20 protein-coding genes are annotated in these 18,374 nt (G+C 70.2%); 11 read left to right on the top strand and 9 right to left on the bottom strand.

All coding sequences use genetic code 11. The features are described 5' to 3' along the window. Positions 1 to 288: 288 nt before the first annotated feature. From OXG79_02590 to OXG79_02605, 4 genes are all read right to left on the bottom strand, one after another. Positions 289 to 1,131, bottom strand: coding sequence for an SMP-30/gluconolactonase/LRE family protein (locus OXG79_02590; GenBank protein ID MCY3782654.1), 843 nt, complete (start codon positions 1,129 to 1,131; stop codon positions 289 to 291). A gap of 253 nt (positions 1,132 to 1,384) precedes the next feature. Then, positions 1,385 to 2,386, bottom strand: a complete 1,002-nt coding sequence (locus tag OXG79_02595; protein ID MCY3782655.1) for a mannonate dehydratase — start codon at positions 2,384 to 2,386, stop codon at positions 1,385 to 1,387. Then, a complete protein-coding gene (locus OXG79_02600) occupies positions 2,383 to 2,640 on the bottom strand; it encodes a hypothetical protein (GenBank protein ID MCY3782656.1) in 258 nt (85 codons plus the stop codon). Before OXG79_02600 ends, OXG79_02595 begins: the two co-directional genes overlap by 4 nt. A gap of 120 nt (positions 2,641 to 2,760) precedes the next feature. Then, complete coding sequence (locus tag OXG79_02605; protein MCY3782657.1) at positions 2,761 to 3,207, bottom strand: OsmC family peroxiredoxin; 447 nt, start codon at positions 3,205 to 3,207, stop codon at positions 2,761 to 2,763. A gap of 465 nt (positions 3,208 to 3,672) precedes the next feature. Between OXG79_02605 and OXG79_02610 the strand changes: the two genes are divergently transcribed. Next, complete coding sequence (locus tag OXG79_02610) at positions 3,673 to 5,274, top strand: thiamine pyrophosphate-binding protein (protein MCY3782658.1); 1,602 nt, start codon at positions 3,673 to 3,675, stop codon at positions 5,272 to 5,274. A gap of 234 nt (positions 5,275 to 5,508) precedes the next feature. Beyond that, the gene (locus tag OXG79_02615) at positions 5,509 to 6,078 is read left to right on the top strand and encodes a VTT domain-containing protein (GenBank protein ID MCY3782659.1); all 570 of its coding nucleotides are present in this window, start codon (positions 5,509 to 5,511) and stop codon (positions 6,076 to 6,078) included. Between the two features lie 8 nt (positions 6,079 to 6,086). Here the strand turns inward: OXG79_02615 and OXG79_02620 are convergent, their stop codons facing one another. After that, positions 6,087 to 6,245, bottom strand: coding sequence for a hypothetical protein (locus tag OXG79_02620; GenBank protein ID MCY3782660.1), 159 nt, complete (start codon positions 6,243 to 6,245; stop codon positions 6,087 to 6,089). A 654-nt stretch (positions 6,246 to 6,899) separates the two neighbouring features. Between OXG79_02620 and dnaA the strand changes: the two genes are divergently transcribed. From dnaA to OXG79_02640, 4 genes are all read left to right on the top strand, one after another. Beyond that, on the top strand, positions 6,900 to 8,258 hold the full coding sequence (dnaA, locus tag OXG79_02625; GenBank protein MCY3782661.1) for a chromosomal replication initiator protein DnaA: 1,359 nt from the start codon (positions 6,900 to 6,902) through the stop codon (positions 8,256 to 8,258). A gap of 393 nt (positions 8,259 to 8,651) precedes the next feature. After that, on the top strand, positions 8,652 to 9,392 hold the full coding sequence (locus OXG79_02630) for a ParA family protein (GenBank protein MCY3782662.1): 741 nt from the start codon (positions 8,652 to 8,654) through the stop codon (positions 9,390 to 9,392). Next, complete coding sequence (locus OXG79_02635; GenBank protein ID MCY3782663.1) at positions 9,382 to 10,251, top strand: ParB/RepB/Spo0J family partition protein; 870 nt, start codon at positions 9,382 to 9,384, stop codon at positions 10,249 to 10,251. Before OXG79_02630 ends, OXG79_02635 begins: the two co-directional genes overlap by 11 nt. 147 nt (positions 10,252 to 10,398) lie before the next feature. After that, positions 10,399 to 10,569, top strand: a complete 171-nt coding sequence (locus OXG79_02640; protein MCY3782664.1) for a hypothetical protein — start codon at positions 10,399 to 10,401, stop codon at positions 10,567 to 10,569. A gap of 52 nt (positions 10,570 to 10,621) precedes the next feature. Here the strand turns inward: OXG79_02640 and OXG79_02645 are convergent, their stop codons facing one another. From OXG79_02645 to OXG79_02660, 4 genes are all read right to left on the bottom strand, one after another. Continuing rightward, positions 10,622 to 11,368: an SDR family NAD(P)-dependent oxidoreductase gene (locus OXG79_02645; protein ID MCY3782665.1), complete on the bottom strand. Its 747-nt coding sequence runs from the start codon at positions 11,366 to 11,368 to the stop codon at positions 10,622 to 10,624. A 66-nt stretch (positions 11,369 to 11,434) separates the two neighbouring features. Next, the gene (locus OXG79_02650; GenBank protein ID MCY3782666.1) at positions 11,435 to 12,076 is read right to left on the bottom strand and encodes a chloramphenicol phosphotransferase; all 642 of its coding nucleotides are present in this window, start codon (positions 12,074 to 12,076) and stop codon (positions 11,435 to 11,437) included. Continuing rightward, a complete protein-coding gene (locus OXG79_02655) occupies positions 12,073 to 12,969 on the bottom strand; it encodes a formylglycine-generating enzyme family protein (GenBank protein MCY3782667.1) in 897 nt (298 codons plus the stop codon). Before OXG79_02655 ends, OXG79_02650 begins: the two co-directional genes overlap by 4 nt. Positions 12,970 to 13,261: 292 nt before the next feature. Then, a complete protein-coding gene (locus tag OXG79_02660; protein MCY3782668.1) occupies positions 13,262 to 13,783 on the bottom strand; it encodes a helix-turn-helix transcriptional regulator in 522 nt (173 codons plus the stop codon). A gap of 126 nt (positions 13,784 to 13,909) precedes the next feature. Here OXG79_02660 and OXG79_02665 point away from each other — a divergent pair, with 126 nt between their 5' ends. The 5 genes from OXG79_02665 to OXG79_02685 all read left to right on the top strand — a co-directional run bounded on the left by OXG79_02665 (position 13,910) and on the right by OXG79_02685 (position 18,353). Beyond that, positions 13,910 to 14,632 carry a hypothetical protein gene (locus OXG79_02665; GenBank protein MCY3782669.1) on the top strand — a complete coding sequence of 241 codons (723 nt, stop codon included), beginning with the start codon at positions 13,910 to 13,912 and terminating at the stop codon, positions 14,630 to 14,632. Positions 14,633 to 14,642: 10 nt separating this feature from the next. After that, positions 14,643 to 15,167 carry a hypothetical protein gene (locus OXG79_02670; protein MCY3782670.1) on the top strand — a complete coding sequence of 175 codons (525 nt, stop codon included), beginning with the start codon at positions 14,643 to 14,645 and terminating at the stop codon, positions 15,165 to 15,167. A gap of 102 nt (positions 15,168 to 15,269) precedes the next feature. Continuing rightward, complete coding sequence (mtnA, locus tag OXG79_02675) at positions 15,270 to 16,325, top strand: S-methyl-5-thioribose-1-phosphate isomerase (GenBank protein ID MCY3782671.1); 1,056 nt, start codon at positions 15,270 to 15,272, stop codon at positions 16,323 to 16,325. Further along, positions 16,325 to 17,212 (top strand): S-methyl-5'-thioadenosine phosphorylase, encoded by an 888-nt coding sequence (gene mtnP / locus OXG79_02680; GenBank protein MCY3782672.1) that lies wholly within the window; start codon positions 16,325 to 16,327, stop codon positions 17,210 to 17,212. Before mtnA ends, mtnP begins: the two co-directional genes overlap by 1 nt. Positions 17,213 to 17,393: 181 nt before the next feature. Continuing rightward, positions 17,394 to 18,353 carry a PfkB family carbohydrate kinase gene (locus OXG79_02685; GenBank protein ID MCY3782673.1) on the top strand — a complete coding sequence of 320 codons (960 nt, stop codon included), beginning with the start codon at positions 17,394 to 17,396 and terminating at the stop codon, positions 18,351 to 18,353. Positions 18,354 to 18,374: the final 21 nt, after the last annotated feature.

The following is an 18,374-nucleotide window of genomic DNA, read 5'->3' on the forward strand; positions in this document are numbered from 1 at the left end:
CTCGAACCGCTCGCGGCTTGACACCTTAGGCACCTGGGGTGTCTTGTGGGCGCCCGCTGCCTTCCTGCCCACTGGCGATCGGCTTCTCTTCTTGGTGCGGGAGAAGCCTTGGGCGCGCCCAATGTCATTTCGAGCGAAGTGAGAAATCTAAGGTCGTAGTGCGTTCTCCCCGCCCCTTAGATTCCTCGCCTACGGCTCGGAATGACAGGAGGGGGGCGGCTCGGTATGGGGGAAGGGGCGGCTTGGATGGACGCTGGCGGTCGGCGTTCGATCCGCCGCCCATCATTCTCACGGCCCGAACAGCGGCAGGCCCGGAATTCCGATCTTGACCCGGTAGAGCGCCCCTTCGCGGCAGGTGATGAACAGCTCGTCGTTGTCGGGTCCGCCGAAGCAGCAGTTGGCCGGCTTCTCATGGCCCACGGGAATGTCGAGGTCGATCTCGCCCTCGGGCGTCACCCGCCGCACGCGGTAGGCGCCGTAGACCGCGACGTAGAGATTCCCCTCGACGTCCAGGCACATGCCATCCGGCGCCCACCAGTTGTCCTGGCCCTCGCGCAGATCCGCCAGCACGCCGCGATTGGCCAGCGTGCCGTCCGCGCGAATGTCATACGTCAGCGCCTCGCCAGTGTGCGAATCGGCGACATAGAGCACCGAGCCGTCCGCGTTGACGTTCACGCCGTTGGGCCAGGCCACGTCGGCCGCCAGCTGCACGTCCCCGCCCGGTCCCAGCCGGTAGACGCGGCCGGGCGGCGGGTCCTGGGCATAGTGGCCCTTGGGCGCGGTGAAATAGAGCGCGCCTGTGGGATGGAAGGTCAGATCGTTGGGCCCGCCGAGCGGCCCGCCCTCGAACTCGTCGACCACCGTGAACACCTCCCGCGACGGCGTGACGCGGGCAATGCGGCAGCCGAAGAGGTCGGTGACATAGCAATCGCCGTTCCAATGCACGGCCGTCCCATTGGGCGCCGCCAGCCGCACGAACGGCTCGCAGCCGCCATGGCGCGACACCCGCCACAGCGTGTGCTCGCGGCTGTCCGCCACGTAGAGACGCCCCTCGGCGTCCATGGACGGCCCTTCGGCCGACAGCAGTCGGTCGACCCATAGCTCCGCCGGCCCCTGAAATTCCGCCGCCATCAGCCTCGCCCCCGTGCGCCGCGCCCCGTCCGCGAGCATGCCCCGACGCGAGCGGGGCGGCAACCGGCCTGCTCCCTCTCCTAGCAGTCTTGCCCCGTCCCCTTAGCAGGGGGGAGGGTTGGGGGTGGGGGCCTCCGGGGGATCCAAGGCCGCGGCGGGGTCTGACCCTCTCCGGTCTCGGCATCCGTGCCGAGACCTGCCTCTTCCTTGAAGGGAGAGGCCAAGACTGCGGCCCGCGACCAGACCCGGTCGATCAGGCGGTGGACTGGATCAGCGCGCGGAGGTAGCCCAGGCACCAGGCGCGGGAGAGGTCGTTGTCGGGCGTGTCGCCGAGAACGCCGGGGTAGTGGTCGGGCATCACGTAGCCGTCGAAGCCGGCCTGGTGCAGCAGGCGCATGTGCGCGGCGGCGTCGAAATCACCCTCGTCGGGGAAGACCTCGTGAAAACGCGGCACGGTGCCGCGGACGTTGCGGAAGTGGATGGCGAAGAGCTTGCCCTGGGCGCCGAAGCGACGCAGCGCGCCGGTCATGTCGCCGCCGGACTCCTGCAGGGTGCCCAGGCAGAAGAGCAGGCCGACGCCCGGATCGGCGTAGCGGTCGAGCAGGACCCCGAGCCCCTCAGGCGTCGCGAACGGCTGGGCGACGCCGCGGTAGACCGGCAGCGGAGGATCGTTGGGGTGGAAGCCGAGCCGCACGCCGGCGGCGCGGGCCACGGGCAGGACGACGTCCATGAACCGGTCGAGGCGCCGCCAGACTTCATCCTCCGGCACGCGAGGACCGTCGGCGCCGGGACCGCCCCAGGTGACGAGGTCGCCGGCGTCGAGGCGGGCGGCGTCGAAGGTGCGCAGCACGGCGCCGGCGCGGCCCAGCGGCTCGTCGCGATAGCCGCGCCAATCGTGCTGCCCCTCGTCGGCATGGGCGATGGCGAAGCCGCAGGTAAGCAGGTCGATGCCGTGATCGCCCAGCAGGCGGACGGTTTCGCAGAGGGCGTCGAGCTCGGCGGGGGCTCGCTCCGAGTCCCCGTGCAGGACGCCCTGGATTAGGGGACGGCTGAGTTCCATGCCGCCCAGCGCCAGGTCGAACTCGGCGAAGCGGTCCAGCAGCGCCCGAAACCCGTCCCGATCCACGCGGCCGCCGGTGGCCTCCGCCCCGGGAAAGCGGATCCAGCGCAGCGTGCCGCCCTCGACGCCCAGCTGCCGCACGAGCTGCAGGTGCTCGCGGGAGGTCGAGGCGTAGCGCAGGCCGAGCTTGATCATGTGGTCCTTGCCTGCTCGGGCCTGTGCCCCTCGGTCGGCTCCCCGCGCAGCGTCGCGAGGGCTTTCTGGTAGGCGCGTTGGGACATGAAGTGGCGCAGGCGGGCGGGCACGGTGCGGTCCAGGTTGGCGGTGAGGCGGTCGACCTCGGCTAGGGCGGCGGCGACCTCGGGTCCGCGGCCCTGGTCGATGGCGTTAAGCAGGTGCTCGAGGGCGGTCTCCAGGTCCGCCGCGCCGGGCCAGTTGGTTGTGCTCACTCGTACTTCTTTCCCTTCGACATCCCCGTCTCGTGTGTCGTCCGGCCCTTGGATGACTCAAGGCCCCGTAGGGGCGGTTCGCGAACCGCCCCTACCAAAGCACCCGCCGCCAAGTGTCCGTTAGCCCGCGAGCGCGGCGTCGAGGGTGATTTCGATGTTGTCGCGCAGCGCGTTGGAGATCGGACAGCCCGCCTCGCCCTGGGCGGCCAGGTCGGCGAAGCCGTCGGCGTCGAGGCCGTCCACTGTGCCGCGCACGGTGAGCGCGCTCGAGGCCACCATCATGCCGCCGCCCGGCTTGGGGGCGAACGTCACCACCGCCGATACCTCGAGCCGCGTGGGCGGGTGCCCGGCCTCGGTGAGCGTGTGCGAGAGCGCCATGGCGTAGCAGCTGGCGTGCGCCGCGGCGATCAGCTCCTCGGGGCTGGTTTTGCCTTCGGGCTCCTCGGTGCGCGCGGCCCAGGTGACGCCCTGGGTCGCGATTGCGCCGCTGCCGACCGAGAACTCCCCGTTGCCTTCGACGAGATTGCCGGTCCACACCGCGTCCGCGCGTCGTGTGATGTCAGCCATGGGTCTTCCTTTCGCAGCCTCAGGATTGCCGCTGGGCGGGGTCGCGGTCATTGTGCGAACGCGTCGATGGCCGGGCAAATCTCAAGAGGAGCGTCGATCGACAATGGGGCGTCCGTCATTCCAGTACGCGCATCCCCACCGGAGCGACCCTCACCCCAACCCTCTCCCATCCCAGGGAGAGGGGGCCGGACCCAAGGCTGTGGCCGGCGTAGAGCGTGCCTCCGCCAGGGGCCTCTCCTGAGACGGTGCGGGGTCGGGCGTCGCGGCCTCGGCCTTGCGCCGACGCGGCTGGCGGGCGGGCGCCAAGGCCGTCCGGTCCTTATCTCCCTTGGCGGGAGAAGGTGAGGATGAGGGGGAAACCCGCGGCAGGACGGAGCAGTCACGCACCTGGGCCTGCCCGGCAGGCGCTACGCTGGCTCCGGCGACCGTCGCGGTACGATCCGCACAGACCCGGAGCGCTTTCCGATGCCGCAGCTCACCGGCGGGCAAGCCGTTGTCTCCGGGTTGCGCCGGGCCGGGATCGACACGCTCTTCGGCATTCCGGGCGTGCACAACGGCGGGCTGTATGACGCGCTGCTGGACGCGCCCGATCTGCGGCTGGTGATTACGCGTCACGAGCAGGGCGCGGCCTTCATGGCCGACGGCTACGCGCGAGCCTCGGGCCGCACCGCGTGCGTGGTCACGATCACCGGACCGGGGATCACCAATGCCTCGACCGGGTTGGCCGAGGCCTACGGCGAGTCGTCACCCGTCTTGCATATCGCCACCGCCCTGGGCGTGCGGTCGGAGCCGGCGGAGACCGGCGAGCTGCACGAGCTGCGCGACCAATCGGGTCTGCTGCGGGCGCTGGTGGCCCATCACGAACTCGTGGAAACCGTGGCCGATATCCCGCATGCGATTCACCGAGGCCTGCGGGCCATGGCGGACGTCCGGCCCGGACCGGTGAGCATCGAGGTTCCGCTCGACCTGCTGACCGACACCGGCGAGGTTGCGGCGCCGGAGCCGCTGCAGGTCGTGCCCCGTGCCCCCTCACCGGAGGACGTGGACCGCGCCGCGGCGTTGCTCGCCGAGGCCAACGCGCCTCTGCTCTTCCTGGGCAGCGGCGCCATGGACGCGGGCCCGGAGGCCGCCGCTCTGGCCGAACGCCTGCACGCCCCGGTCCTGACCGCGCAAACCGGCAAGGGCGCGATCCCGGAATCCCATCCGCTGGCCCTGGGCTGCAAGAACCGCCGCGACGAGAGTCTCTACGAGTTCCTGCGCACGCGGGATCTCATCCTCGTCGTCGGTTGCCGACTGGGCGCGCGCATGACCGAGGACGGGCGCATGCCCCTGGCGCACACGGTGATCCAGGTCGACCGCGACGCCGACGCGCTGGGGCGCTGGCACCCCGTCAGCGTGGCGCTGCACGCCGACGCCGCCACGGCGCTCGGCGAGCTGCTGGAAGCGCTGCCCGACCAGCCGGCGCGGGGAGACGCCGGCGTCGAAGCTCAGGTGGACGAGCTGCGCCGCCTGCCGCAGGACGCCCTGGACGATCCCCGCTCCGCGGCCATCCTGGGCGCGCTGCGGGAGGTGCTGCCCGCAGACGCGGTGCTGGTCAACGACATGACGCTCACCAGCTACCACGCGGCCACGCTCTTTCCGGTCGACCTCCCGCGCTCATATATGTTCCCGATCTACTTCGGCACGCTGGGCTTCAGCCTGCCCGCCGCGATCGGCGCGCAGATCGCCTGCCCCGACCGGCCCGTGGTTTCGCTGAGCGGCGACGGCGGGTTTCTGTTCACGTCCGAGGAGTTGAACACCGCCATGCGCGAGACCGTGCCGGTGGTGGCGGTGGTGTTCAACGACCAGTCCTACGGCGCCATCGACGGGCACTTTCGAAACATCTTCGGCGGCCGCAGCGTGGACGTGCGGCTGCGGAATCCGGACTTCGTGGCCCTGGGTCGGGCCTATGGGGCACACGCCGAGTCCGTGGACCGTCCCGACGCGCTGGCACAGGCGGTCGCCCGCGCCCTTGGGCGATCGGGCCCCACGCTGATCGAATATCGCCTCGCTCCGGTTTCTCCATGACGAGCGTTTGTGACGTGATTCGGAAGTTCGCCGTGGGTGGGGGATGGATTCCCGCCTTCGCGGGAATGACGATTGGGTGCGCCACAGCCTTCACAATTCGCTGTGCGCCACCGGGCGTTCGATCGGTCGACCGTCGCCTGAGGGCGGGTTTGAAACCCGCCCCTACCGACCCCCATACCCGGCATCCTCGGCCCTCGGGACGCCCACTCACGAGCCCTCGGTGGTCGGCGCTCCGTGACCGCTAGCCCGGCTAGCGCCCGGACGTGGCTGCGGCGCGCGGCCCAGATCCTGGGATTGGCGGCGGTGTTCGCCATTGCGGTGCTGGCCGTGGTCTACAGCGAGCAGGTGCAGGAGCGGTTCGCCGGGCTGGGGTACCTGGCGGTCTTCGTCATCACTATCGTCGCCGCGGCCACGGTCATCCTTCCGGCTCCCGGCGCGGTGAGCGTGGCCGCTTTCGGCGCGGTCCTCAATCCGTGGCTGGTGGGGCTGGTCGCCGCAACCGGCCAGACTATCGGCGAGCTGTCCGGCTACTACATCGGCTGGAGCGGGCGCGGGCTCGTGCAGAACGTGCGGGGCTATGCGGCGATCAAGCGCTGGATGGACCGGCACGGGGTGGCGACGCTCTTCGTGCTGGCGATGATCCCCAACCCCGTGTTCGACGTGGCGGGAATGATTGCGGGCGCCAGCCGGTTTGGCGTGGTCAAGTTCGTCGCCGCCTCGTGGCCGGGGCGCGCGATCAAGAACATCGGTTTCGCCTTCGCCGGGGCCTTGGGAATCGAGTTGCTCGGGCTCCTCGGCGGCTAGGCGCTCCCTCAGGCTCCGGGCGTATCCGCGGCGGCATCCGGCGAGTCGTCCTCGTCGCTGGCCACGCGGCGTCTCAGCTCGTCATACGCGAAGAGGCCGATGGCCGCCAGGAACAGCAGCACCACCAGAAACCCAATGCCCGCCAGCAAGCCCGTGATCACCCGCATCGTCGACCACCTTTCCTCGCCGCGGATCGCGTACGCCCCAAAGTATATCGCCGCCCTCCCGATTCATTCCCCGCCACCAGTGAGTCGAGCGTGCGATCGGCCCTGGTCACGCTTCCTCGGGGCGTGGACCCATCGGCAGTCGTCGCCCGCGCGTCAGCGGGCAACTGGCCGCCGGATCGCTGGGCTCACCGTTCGCCGCCAGCAGTACGTGCAACACCCAGTAGCGATCTCCAGCGCCACGATTTGGCGGGCCGATTCACGGCGCCAACCCGCGGTCGCGCATCCTTGTTCCATACTTCCGTAACGCCCCGGTGCCCCTGGTGGCTGCGCCGGTCAGCGGCAGCCGACCCTCGAATAGCCCGGCACGGCCGGCGAGGGCGGACTCGCCACAACCGTTGGCGAGCCCCGGTCTTCCAGCGCGGCGGGGCGCGCCTCCATCCGCCTGCCCGGTTCGCGCGCGGCTCCGAAAGCCGTCACCGCCGCTGGGCGCCTAGCACCGTTGTATCGCTTGGCGTCACCGCTGCGGCGTGCCTAAAGAATTGTCATCGTAACTTCGGGAATTTTCGGCGCTAACAGGTTTGGCAGGCTGTTGCGGGCGCCTGCGGCCGCGGCTACCCTATAGCCTCCCGTCATGCCCTAGGAGCCGTCGCGCCCTTGGCCGAAGTCCTCCCCAATCGAACGTGGGAAGCCGCGCTCGGCGTGCTCCAGCTCGAGGTACCCAAGGCCGAGTATCTCGCGTGGTTTCAGGGTGCCCGCCTGGTCGAGGCGAGCGACGGCGAGTTCGTGGTCGGCGTCCCCACCATCTTCGCCAAGGAGATCGTCGACCGTCGCTACCGCGATGTGGTGACACGGGCGGCGTCGAAAGCTTCCGGTCGTGACGTGGCCGTTACTATTGTTGTCAGCCCGGCTGCGACTCCGGTCACGCCGCCCGCACTTGCCGACCCCACGCCCAAGGCGTCCGCGCCAAGGCCGTCGGTCGGCCTGCACCCGCGTCTCACCTTCGAGCGCTTTGTCGTCGGCACCGCCAATCGGCTCGCTCACGCCGCCGCCTTGCGCGTCTGCGAGGCGCCGGGCCACGCGTACAACCCACTCTTCATCTACAGCGGCGTGGGCCTGGGCAAGACCCATCTGCTACATGCCATCGGCCACGCGATCGCGGCCCGCGACCCCGACGCCCGCGTGCTTTACGTCCCCTGCGAGACGTTCACCAACGACCTGCTGCACTCGATCCGCACCGAGGATCGCGGCGCCCGCGCACGCCGCTTTCGCGAGCGCTATCGCTCGGTCGACGTGCTGCTGATCGACGACGTCGAGTTCCTGTCGCGGACGGAGACCTCACAGGAAGAGGTCTTCCATACGTTCAACGCGCTGTATTCACGCGGTCGCCAGATCGTGCTCAGCAGCGACCAGCCGCCGTCGGAGATTCCCCGTCTCTTCGCGCGCTTGCGCAGCCGGTTCGAGTCCGGCTTGGTCGCCGATCTGCAGGCGCCGGACCTCGATCTCCGTCGGGCGATCCTGGAGACCATCGCCGCGAGCGAGGGCGCCCGACTGCCGTCCGACGTGGCGGACTTCCTGGCGCACCGCGTGCGCCGGAACATGCGCGAGCTTGAAGGCGCCCTTCGTCGCACCCTGATCTATGCCGAGCTGAGCGGCTTGCCGCTGACGCCGGACACGGCGGCTCGCGCCCTCGACGGCCTGGGCGCCGCGTCGCACCCGCGCCCGATCGCCGCGCGCCACGTGCTCGACCGCACCGCGGCGCACTTTACCGTGCCGCTCGAGGATCTCTCCGGGTCTCGCCGGGATGCCCCCACCGCCCACGCCCGCCAGGTGGCCATGTATCTCCTTCGCAACGACTCCTCCCTTTCGCTGCCGGAGATTGGCCGAACCCTCGGCGGCCGCGACCACACCACCGCGCTTCACGGCTGCCGCAAGATTGAGCGGCTCATCCAACTTGACGACCGTCTCAAGAACGACATCGAGACCATTCGCGCCCAGCTCGCGGACATCGCCTAGCCGATATTCCCCCGACAATTGCGGTGGGTAGCTTCCAGGAAAGATCCCCCACTTACCCGGTTTCCCCTCGCATCTCCGTCTACCGCCTTTCACAAGCGTGGGGCTGGCTGGCCTCCTTTTCACCACCCTGCGTGTGGACAACTGAGGCCTCGCTGTGGATAACCCTTTGTCATTGTTGATACATCGCCTCACTCAGTCCGCCTCGTCACGGTCGCCCACGTCCCTCCACGTCCGCCCACAAATCGTCCACTCCCATGAATTTCGCCTCAGCGTCCTGATCGCTTCGAGTCGCCGCCACGCCCTCCGGCATAATCCACGGCTTCCCCTCACCTACGCCTACGGCTCCGAGAATTGGTATAGATCAGGAATCCGCTAGCGGAAGACGTGTGTGGATTGACAGCCAACACTTACGCGATTGCGAACCAGAAGGGCGGGGTGGGCAAGACCACTACGGCAGTGAATCTCGCGGCAGCGCTTGCCGAGCGGGAGCATCGCGTGTTGCTGATCGACTTCGACGCCCAGGGAAGCACCAGCCGACTGTTCCGGGAAGAGCCTGCGTCAGCGACGATTGCCGACGTGCTTATGGAAGGAACCGCGATCGAGAGCGCGACGGTGACGACCGGGCGCCGCGGCTTGATGCTCATGCCGGGGGATCGAGCAATGGGGGAGTACGTGCTGGGCGACCAGAATGTCCTGCGGAGCCGCTTGGCCAGCGTCATGGAGGCCTACGCGTACGTCATTATCGACTGCCCACCGTCGTTGGAGGGCGCCACACTGCTCGCGCTGCTGACATGCGACGAGGTGATCGTTCCGGTGCAGTGCGAATACCTGGCATTGGAAGGGCTGGTGAGCCTGATGGAAGCCATGGAAGGCGTGCGGCGAATGCGCGACCAGGGCCCGCGGATGCGGTATCTCCTGACAATGTTCGACCGCCGCAATAATCTGGCGTGGGAGGTGGCGCGCGAGGTGCAGGGGCATTTTGGCGATCAGGTGGCGGAGGCGGTGATTCCCCGGAGCGTGCGGCTGGCGGAGTCGCCCGGGTTCCGTCGAACGATCTTCGAGCACGATCCCAGAGGGCCCGCAGCGGTCGCCTATCAGGCGTTCGCGGTCGAGGTGGAGCGGCGTGGCGTCTAGACGGGCTCTTGGTCGCGGGCTGGAGAATGTGTTCGCCGACACGCTCGGCGCCCGGCGCTCGGTGCCGCTGAGCAGCATTGAGCCGAACCCACGGCAGCCGCGGCAGAGGGTCGGCGAGCAGGATCTTGAAGGGCTGGCGGCGTCGATTCGGCGGCATGGCGTGCTGCAGCCGGTCATGGTGAGCGCGCGCGACGATCACCCGGGCCGCTACCTCCTGGTGGCGGGCGAGCGCCGGTGGCGGGCGGCGAGGTTGGCGGGCCTGCGTGAGGTGCCGGCGACGATTGTGACGGTGGACGACCGCCGGCAGTTGGAGCTGGCGCTGGTGGAGAACTTGCAGCGAACGGACCTGGATCCGCTGGACCGCTCGGAGGCCTACCGCGTCATGCTGGAGGAGTTCGAGGTGACCCAGGAAGGGGTGGCGGAGGCGTTGGGCGTGAGCCGGTCATCGGTGGCGAACGCCCTGCGGCTCCTCAACCTCGATGACGCGTCGCTGGATGCGTTGCGTGCGGGTGAGATCAGCGAGGGTCATGCACGGGCGCTGCTGCGCGTGGCCGACGTGGCGGCGCGGAGGCGCCTGCTCGCGGCGATCAAGAACGATGGGCTGTCGGTCCGGGAAGCGGAGCGACGGGCGGCAGCCGGAGACGGAGAGGATCGGTCGCGCGAGGCGCCGGCGAGCAGGAGCCCGACGGAAGCGGAGATTGCGTGGAACCGGGAAGTCGGCAGCGTGCTGGAACGGATCCAGCGCAACCTGGGCACGCGGGTGCGGCTGCGGGGCGGTGAGCGACGGGGTCGAATCGTGCTGGAGTACTACAGCGAGGAAGAGTTGGCCCAGCTCATCGACCGGCTGACGGTGGCCTAGGATGTTTCACGTGAAACATTCCGCGGTGTGGCTGAGCATGAATCGGGCGCCTTCTCCAGCAGCAGGGCGCGGGTAAGGCGCGTGGGCGCGAGACGACGCTCGACACGCCGACGACGGCGGGACCCCGTGCGTCGAATTCCGGCGACCGTGATCCCGGCGACAGGCGATGACGCGCCGGTGGAGGTGGTAGCACGACCGCCTCGTGGCGAGACTACGGAGTTGCCGGGACTGCCGTTCCTCCGCCGCGACCTGGCGTGGAGCCTGACCATTCTGGCGGTGCTGATCGTGGGGCTCGTGGTGACGTCGGTGGTGATCTAAGGCGACATCGCGCGAAACCGATCGACCGGATTGGCAGGCTGCAATCCTGCCCCTACCCGCGGCCGATGAACGGTTGCTGGAGCGGCAGCACCGTGGCCTCCAGCAACTGAACGTGCGGCGGCAGCGACGCTATGGTCAGCGCGACCTGGGCCACCGACTCCACGCCCATCATCGGCTCGCGGTTCTCCTCGGTGTCGATCTCTTCCCGCCGCTCCACGCGCGTATTGCCCGGGTTGATGCAGCAGGCGGAGATGCCGTGGTCGCGGCCTTCGAGGGACGTGACCTGGGTGAGCCCCCACAAGCCGAACTTGCTGGCGCTGTAGGCGGCGGACTCGGGCCGCACCCGCTGCGCCGAGATGCTGGCGATGTTGATGATGCGTCCGCGACCCTGCGGGCGCATCAGGCGCATGGCCGCCCGCGTGCAGAGGAACGCTCCCGTGAGATTGGTCCCAATGACCGTTTGCCAGGTGTCGAGCGCGTGCTCGTGCAACGGCGCCGGCAGCGAAAGACCCGCGTTGTTGACCAGGACGTCCAGCCGCTCGAAGCGAGCGGCGGCCTCGGCGAAGACCCGCTCGACGTCCGCTTCGACCTGCACGTCCGACGGGACGCCCACCACCACGCCGCCGTAGGCCTCCAGCTCGGCGACGGTCGCCGCGAGCAGCTCCGCGTCGCGCGCTGTCAGCAGCACATCGGCGCCGGCCATGGCGAATGCGCGCGCAATGCCCTTGCCGATGCCGCGATTTCCTCCGGTAACGATCGCCGTCTGGCCCGCCAGCACGCCGTCTCTCTCAGCTGTCATAGCTGCGTTCCCCTTGGTCTGCCGTGATTCCCAAACTCTCCGCCAGCATCGCATCGCCCGCCGGACTCACGGCGGCCCCGAGGGCATGGCGGCAAGCCGCTGCATGGCCGTGGGCAGACGACCGGCGTCCAGGCGCTGGCGGATGGCCTGGGCGCACTCCCGGGGACTCATCGCGGACGTGTCGACTTCGAGGTCGTAGATACCGGGCTGGTGGACTTCACGCTGCCAGCGTTCCGCGCCTGACTCGGAGAAACCCTCCGACCGGCTCTCGCCCCAGCCCGTGGCTCGACGGCGCTCCAGAATGACCTCGATTGGGCAGCGCACGCCGACAAGAAGCACGGGCAGGCCGCGCAGCCGCCGGGCGCAGTCGGGCAGGATTCCCCGCGGCACGGCGAAGCCGTCGTGGTGGCCGAAGTCCGATACGACGTTCAGACCCTGGCGGCTGTGGGCGGCGATGGACTCGTAGAGTGCGGCGTAGAACCGCGCGACGAGCGGCTCGAGGTCCGGACGCTCGCCTCCAGGGCGCAGCCCGATCCCCGGCGAATAGCGCCGCGGCATGACGCCGGACATGTGGACGTCCACGCCCAGGCTCATCCACGGTCCGTCGAAGGTGTCCTGGATCACGGCGGCGATGCTGGACTTTCCCGACCGTGGGGCGCCGTTGAGGATGACGATCTGGCCCATGGCCGGCGGCTCGGCAGACGTCATGACGGCCAGACGCAGCGGAAGCCGACGTTTCCTGCCGAGCTGTCCGGCGTGTTGGCGCTGCGCGCGGCGACGCGATAGCGGTTGCAGTAGGAGCGATGGCACAGGTACGAGCCGCCGCGCAACACCCGCGCAGTGCCGGTGGACGGGCCCGCGGGGTTCTCGCGCGGGCCCTGGACGTGAAACGTGGGGTGGAACCAGTCGCCGCACCACTCCCACACGTTGCCGGCGGTGTTGAACAGGCCGTAGCGGTTCGGCGGGAACGCGTCCACCGGCGCGGTGGCGAGATACCCGTCGCCGAGCGTGTTGCGCCGCGGAAACTCGCCCTGCCAGATATTGCAGCGGTGCCGCCGGCGGGGGGTGAGCGTGTCGCCCCAGGGATAGCGCCGCTGCTCCAGGCCGCCTCGCGCGGCGTATTCCCACTCGGCCTCCGTCGGCAGGCGAGCGCCGGCCCAGGCGGCGAAGGCTGCCGCGTCGCGCCAGGACACATGCACCACCGGGTGGTCATGGCGGCCGTTCAGCGTGCTTCCCGGGCCTTCGGGGCATCGCCACGTGGCGCCGGTTACCGGCACCCACCAGGGCGTGGCCTCGGGGCGCTGGCGGTGACGCCGCTGGACGTCCTCGGACACGAGCAGGTGGAAGACGAAGGACCAGCCGAAGCGCTCGGCGTCGGTGACGTGTTGCGTCGCGTCGACGAATGCGGCGAACTGGGCGTTGGTCACCGCGCAGGCACCCACGCGGAAGGCGCTCACCGACACCCGGCGCACGGGGCCCTCCCCGTCCTCCGGAAAGCCGGCGGGGTCGTTGGAGCCCATCAGGAATGAGCCGCCGGGCAGGCGGGCGGGGTCGTCCGGGCGCGCGGCGCCGGATTTCCCCTCACCCCAACCCTCTCCCACGAGGGGAGAGGGGGCCGGACCCGCCTCGTGGGAAGCGGTGCTGGGATTGGCCGGGCCTGGATTCCGGTCTTCGCCGGAATGACGAGGTGTTTCGCGGGAGTCGCCCTGTGACCGCTGCTGCGCGGCGCCGGATTTCCCCTCACCCCAGCCCTCTCCCACGAGGGGAGAGGGGGCCGGACTCGCCGCAGGATTCGAAGGCTGCGGGACGCAGCAGGGGGACGACGAGGGAAGCTGGTCGGCGGTCATGCGGGCGGGAGGCCGCGGGTCGGGCGGAACAATCGGTGAGAGCGGGCTAGTCGGAACACTCGGATCTCGCGGCTGGATCCGGCAGGCCCACCACGCTCAGGACCACGGGGTTCGCGGCGTCGCCGAAGCCCAGGCGCAGCACGTCGGCGTCGAACTGTAGATCGGCAAAGGCCAGGAGCCGCCGCACCCGGGCTTCGCCGTCCGGCTGGGAGGCTGCCGCGGCCAGCGCCTCGATCGCGTCTGGGCTGCCGATCTCCGTCAGCGCGCCGGGCAGCGGGTCGCCGTCAGTCGCGTCCTGGGCCAGGTGCATGACGAGTTGCGCCACCTCGGCTCCCAGGCGGTCCGCCAACGCGGCGAGCAGAAACGCGGGCGTGACCGTGTCGAGGGCGGTGGCAATGGCCATCACGTGCGCCATGCGCGGCGGGCGGCGCTCGCCCTTCTCGATGTGGCTCAGAAAGGAGTGGGACAGTCCGCAGCGCGCCGCCAGGTCCCGGTACGACAGCCCGCGCGCCAAGCGGGCGCGGCGCAATGCCTCGGGAAACCGCAGCCCAGCCTCCGCGCCTGCCATGGGGACATTGTACGCGAATGGTTGACAATCCAGGAGCCCGTGCGTACTCTAGTCGTGTACAGCGCCGGAAGTGGTCAAGTCCCCAGGACCGGGCGACGAGCCGGCTTCACTCGCGAAGGAGATCGCGTGCTCGACGTGCAGATCGACGGCGCCGCGGCCGTCATCACCGCCCAATCAGAAGGACACGCCGACAAGGCCCGCTACGCTGTGCCGACGGCCGCGTTGCGCTCGGCGATGGCGCAAACGCGCGATGGGGTCGGCGTCACCGAGTTCGAGCGCTTTGAGCATGCCTGGGTGAGCCAGGTCATGGGCGCCGTGACCGATGCGGGCGTGGCTCCCGGCATCCGCCGCTACATCAGCCAGGCGTTCGACGACGAGGCGCTGGCGCGCGGGCTGTTGCTGCAGGGCCACTGGCACTGCCCGCGTTGCGGGTCGCCGGGGAGCCAATGGTCCGTCGGCTGTCTCGCTGCCACTTGCCCGCATCCCGCGCCGACCGGCGATGCGCAGTGGGACCACTGCCGGGTCGCCACGCGCGACGACCTGCTCACCCTGATAGTCAGCGAGGGCTATCAGCGCGCCGGTCGACTGGCGTCGGGCGCCGACGTCCAGGCCCTGGACGCGGAGTGGCAGACCCTGCTGCGAGGGGCGCCGCCGGCGCTGGCCGGGGAGCTGTCCCGCTGGGTCGCGCGCCTCCACGAGGCCTATGCCGCGCGCACCACCGACGCGCTGATGTTCGCTGCGCGCCTGGGACACGCCATCACCCTCGCCGACGAGCTCGACCCGGAGCGCCAGCTTGAATCCGCCCTCTCGGCCGCGGGCTACGCCGCCCGCGCCAAAGCCGTTGCCTAAAGGAGAATCCATGACCGACCACGCCGCCGAAGCCGCCGCCGCCGTCACCCAGGAATCCGTCGAGGCGACACCGCAGGACTTCGAAGCCGCGGTCGACCGGGAGGTCGCCGCCCGCGTCGATGCAATCGAGCGCCGCTGGCAGTCGAAGAAGGACCGGGAGGTCCATCGGGAGCGCCTGCGCTCGCAGACGGCCGCCGCGGCCTCGGACGAGGAGATCACGGCCTGGGTGGCCGACGCCGACCCCGCCGACGTTGGGCGCTGGCTCAAGGACAAGCTCGCCGCGCCCGCCGACTCGCCACCGGACCCCGACGCCACGAAGGGCGACGAGTACGTCGAGGGTCCGGCGGACGCGCCATCTCAAGCGGCCGCGCGGCAGCAGCTGGCCGAGGCCCGCGCGACCGAGCCCAGCCCCGACCTCGCGCCGTCCATGGCCACGCCGGTGGACGCCTTCCAGTCAATCGAGGCGCGGTTCGCCCGCGGGGAGATAGGCCTGGACGTGTACGAGGCCGCCCGGAAGAGGCGCGGGCTGGACTAGATTCGCGGGGCGCTGCGGGCGGGGTTGAAACCCGCCCGTACCCGACGCGGCTGACGGGACCCATGGCTATACTCGCGGGCCATCGCCCGAGTTGCCTGCCCCATGGCTGTCCCACCGGTGATCGAATGGCGCGACGGCGCCGTGCGCATCCTGGATCAGCGGCGCTTGCCGGACGCGATCGAGGTGCTGCACTGCACCGAGGTGCCGCAGGTCATGGAGGCCATCCGGACCCTGGCCATTCGCGGCGCGCCGGCGCTCGGGATGGCGGGGGCCTATGGGGTGGCCCTGGGAGCGCATCGGTACGACGCCGAGACTGACGGCCCGTTCGCGGACCATCTGGACCGGGTGGTCGAGGACATTGCCGGGACCCGTCCCACGGCTGTGAATCTGGGTTGGGCCGCCCGCGTCGTCCGGACGGCGGCGGAGCCGCACGCCGACGACTCGGGCGCCGGCGCACGCGCGGTGCTCGAGCGCGCGCACGCGTTGGCCGCCGACAACGACCGGCGACACCTCGAGCTGGCGGCGCACGGCGCGAGCCTGCTGGCGCCCGGCGCGCAGGTCCTGCACCACTGCAACACCGGCCCGCTGGCGACCGGCGCCGGGTTCGGCTCGGCCCTGGGGGTGATCCAGGCCGCCCACCGCCAAGGGAAGATTTCGGTATGGGTCAACGAGACGCGGCCACTTTTGCAGGGCGCCCGTTTGACGACCTGGGAGCTGGACCAGTGGGGCATTCCCTACACCCTCATCACGGACAGCATGGCGGGTCACTTCATGCAGCGCGGGGTGGTCGACGCGGTAGTCGTCGGCGCCGACCGCATTGCGGCGAACGGCGACGTGGCCAACAAGATCGGCACCTACACGATGGCGCAGCTGGCTCACGCGCACGGGCTGCCGTTTATCGTCGCCGCGCCCATTTCCACCATCGACTTCGACACCGCGACGGGAGACGAGATCCCTATCGAGGAGCGCGGCGCGGGCGAGGTGCGCGGGCACGGCGCGGCGCGTTGGGCGCCGGGCGGCGCGCCGGTGGCCAATCCGGCCTTCGACGTCACGCCGAACGAGCTTGTGAGCGCCATCGTGACCGAGCGCGGTATCGCGCGGGCGCCGTATGCGACCACGCTGGCCGCCTGGCGGGAACCAGTCGAGGCGGTGGCGTAGTGGCCGGCGTGGTCGGTGGAGATGCGCGCGCCCGAGTCGGGGTCATCGGCGGCAGCGGCTTCTATCAGATGCCCGGCCTGGAGGACCGCCGTGAGGTCGAGATCGACACCCCGTTCGGCGCTCCTAGCGACAGCCTGGTCGTGGGCGTGCTCGACGGGGTGGAGGTGGCCTTCCTGCCGCGCCATGGCCGGGGGCACCGAATCTCTCCCACCGCCCTCAACGTGCGCGCCAATATTTGGGCGCTCAAGTCGCTGGGCGTCGAGTGGGTGCTGGCCGTCAGCGCCGTGGGCAGCATGCGCGAGCGCATCCCGCCGCTGGACGTGGTGATTCCCGACCAGCTCATCGACCGCACCCGCGTGCGGCCCTCGACATTCTTCGACGAGCCGGGATTGGTCGTGCACGTGGGGATGGCCGACCCCTTGTGCCCACATGTCCGGAGCGTCCTGGCCGATGCGGTGGGGGGCGCCGGGGGCAACGTCCATCGAGGCGGCGCCTACGTTTGCATCGAAGGGCCGCAGTTCTCCACGCGCGCCGAGTCCGAGCTGTACCGCTCGTGGGGCGTGGACGTGATCGGCATGACCGCGCTGCCCGAGGCGCGCCTGGCCCGCGAGGCAGAGCTTTGCTACGGCGTCATGGCCATGGTCACGGACTACGACGTCTGGCACGAGAGCGAGGAGCCGGTGACGGCCGCCATGGTGGTGCAGAACCTCCTGGCCAACGCCGAGCTGGCGCTGCGGGCGGTGCGGACGGCGATTCCCGAGGCGGTGCGGCAGCCCCGGGACTGCGAGTGCGGCTCGGCGCTCGCCGCGGGCATCATCACCGCGCCGGAGGCCATCGATCCCCAGGTCCGAGAGCGGGTGGCGCTGCTGGTGGAGCGATATCTGTGAACGACCCGCGGGCGTGGGTGGTGGGGGCCAATCCCCTCACCCCAGCCCTCTCCCCAAGGGAGAGGGAGCCGGACCGGAGCTCCTCGCATTCCGGCCCTTTGCCTCATGGGGAGAGGAGGACGGACCGGACCACCCCTCACCCCAGCCCTCTCCCTCAAGGGGAGAGGGAGCCGGATCCGTCGTGAGCGTCGTCATCGTTGGCACCGTCGGCATCGACGACATCGTGGCGCCGGCGGGACAGGTCACGCGGGTCCTGGGCGGGTCGGGGACGTATGCCGCCCTGGCGGCGCGGCTATTTGCCCCAACCGCGCTGGTGAGCGTGGTGGGCACGGATTTCCCGGAAGCCCATCGGCAGTTGCTGGAGGCGCGCGGCGTCGACCTGGCCGGCCTCGACGTGGTGGAGGGCGCGACGTTCCGCTGGGGCGGGCGCTATCACGAGGACCTCAACACGCGCGACACGGAGTTCGTGGAGCTGAACGTCGTCACCGCGTTCACCCCGCGCATCCCCGCGACGAATGCGGACTACATCTTTGTGGGCAACATCGAGCCGGGGATTCAGCTGAGCGTCATGGAGCAGCTAGACCCGGCGGCGTATGTGGCCACGGACTCGATGGACCACTGGATTCGCGGCCAGTCGGCCGAGCTGGCCGAGGTATTTCGCCGCAGCGCGCTGGTGGTGCTCAACGACCAGGAAGCGCGGATGTTCAGCCGCGAGACGCGCGTGCCCAAGGCGGTCGGCCCCATCCTGGCGCTCGGCCCGCAGGCGGTGGCCGTGAAGCTGGGCGAGTACGGTGCGGTGCTGGCGCACGGCGACGAGTGGTTCTCCGCGCCGGGCTATCCCCTGCCCGAGGTCGTGGATCCGACGGGCGCGGGCGACGCCTTTGCCGGCGCCATGCTGGGCAGCTTGGCCGAGGCGGGGGCCTTCGGCGGGGGGCGCGGAGGTGGCGGAGGGGACGACCCCTCACCCCAACCCTCTCCCGCAAGGGGGAGGGGGCACGCCGACCTGCGGCGGGCAATCGTTTATGGCAGCGTCGCGGCGTCGTTTACAGTTGAGGCGTTTGGCGTCGAGCGCCTGGCCGCGGTTACGCGCGAGGATGTGGAAGCCCGTTACGCCGAGTTCAAGGAGCTCGTTGCGTTCTAGGCGCCGGATGGCGACTGGACT

Source organism: Chloroflexota bacterium, assembly GCA_026706485.1.
Classification (GTDB): Bacteria; Chloroflexota; UBA11872; order UBA11872; family UBA11872; genus JAJECS01.

Bases quoted from the DNA above. Each gene is read 5' to 3' on its own strand.
- OXG79_02590 (MCY3782654.1), bottom strand. From the start codon at position 1,131: ATGGCGGCGGAATTTCAGGGGCCGGCGGAGCTATGGGTCGACCGACTG.
- OXG79_02605 (MCY3782657.1), bottom strand. From the start codon at position 3,207: ATGGCTGACATCACACGACGCGCGGACGCGGTGTGGACCGGCAATCTC.
- OXG79_02595 (MCY3782655.1), bottom strand. From the start codon at position 2,386: ATGATCAAGCTCGGCCTGCGCTACGCCTCGACCTCCCGCGAGCACCTG.
- OXG79_02610 (MCY3782658.1), top strand. From the start codon at position 3,673: ATGCCGCAGCTCACCGGCGGGCAAGCCGTTGTCTCCGGGTTGCGCCGG.
- OXG79_02650 (MCY3782666.1), bottom strand. From the start codon at position 12,076: ATGACGTCTGCCGAGCCGCCGGCCATGGGCCAGATCGTCATCCTCAAC.
- OXG79_02645 (MCY3782665.1), bottom strand. From the start codon at position 11,368: ATGACAGCTGAGAGAGACGGCGTGCTGGCGGGCCAGACGGCGATCGTT.
- OXG79_02670 (MCY3782670.1), top strand. From the start codon at position 14,643: ATGACCGACCACGCCGCCGAAGCCGCCGCCGCCGTCACCCAGGAATCC.
- mtnA (MCY3782671.1), top strand. From the start codon at position 15,270: ATGGCTGTCCCACCGGTGATCGAATGGCGCGACGGCGCCGTGCGCATC.
- OXG79_02620 (MCY3782660.1), bottom strand. From the start codon at position 6,245: ATGCGGGTGATCACGGGCTTGCTGGCGGGCATTGGGTTTCTGGTGGTG.
- OXG79_02660 (MCY3782668.1), bottom strand. From the start codon at position 13,783: ATGGCAGGCGCGGAGGCTGGGCTGCGGTTTCCCGAGGCATTGCGCCGC.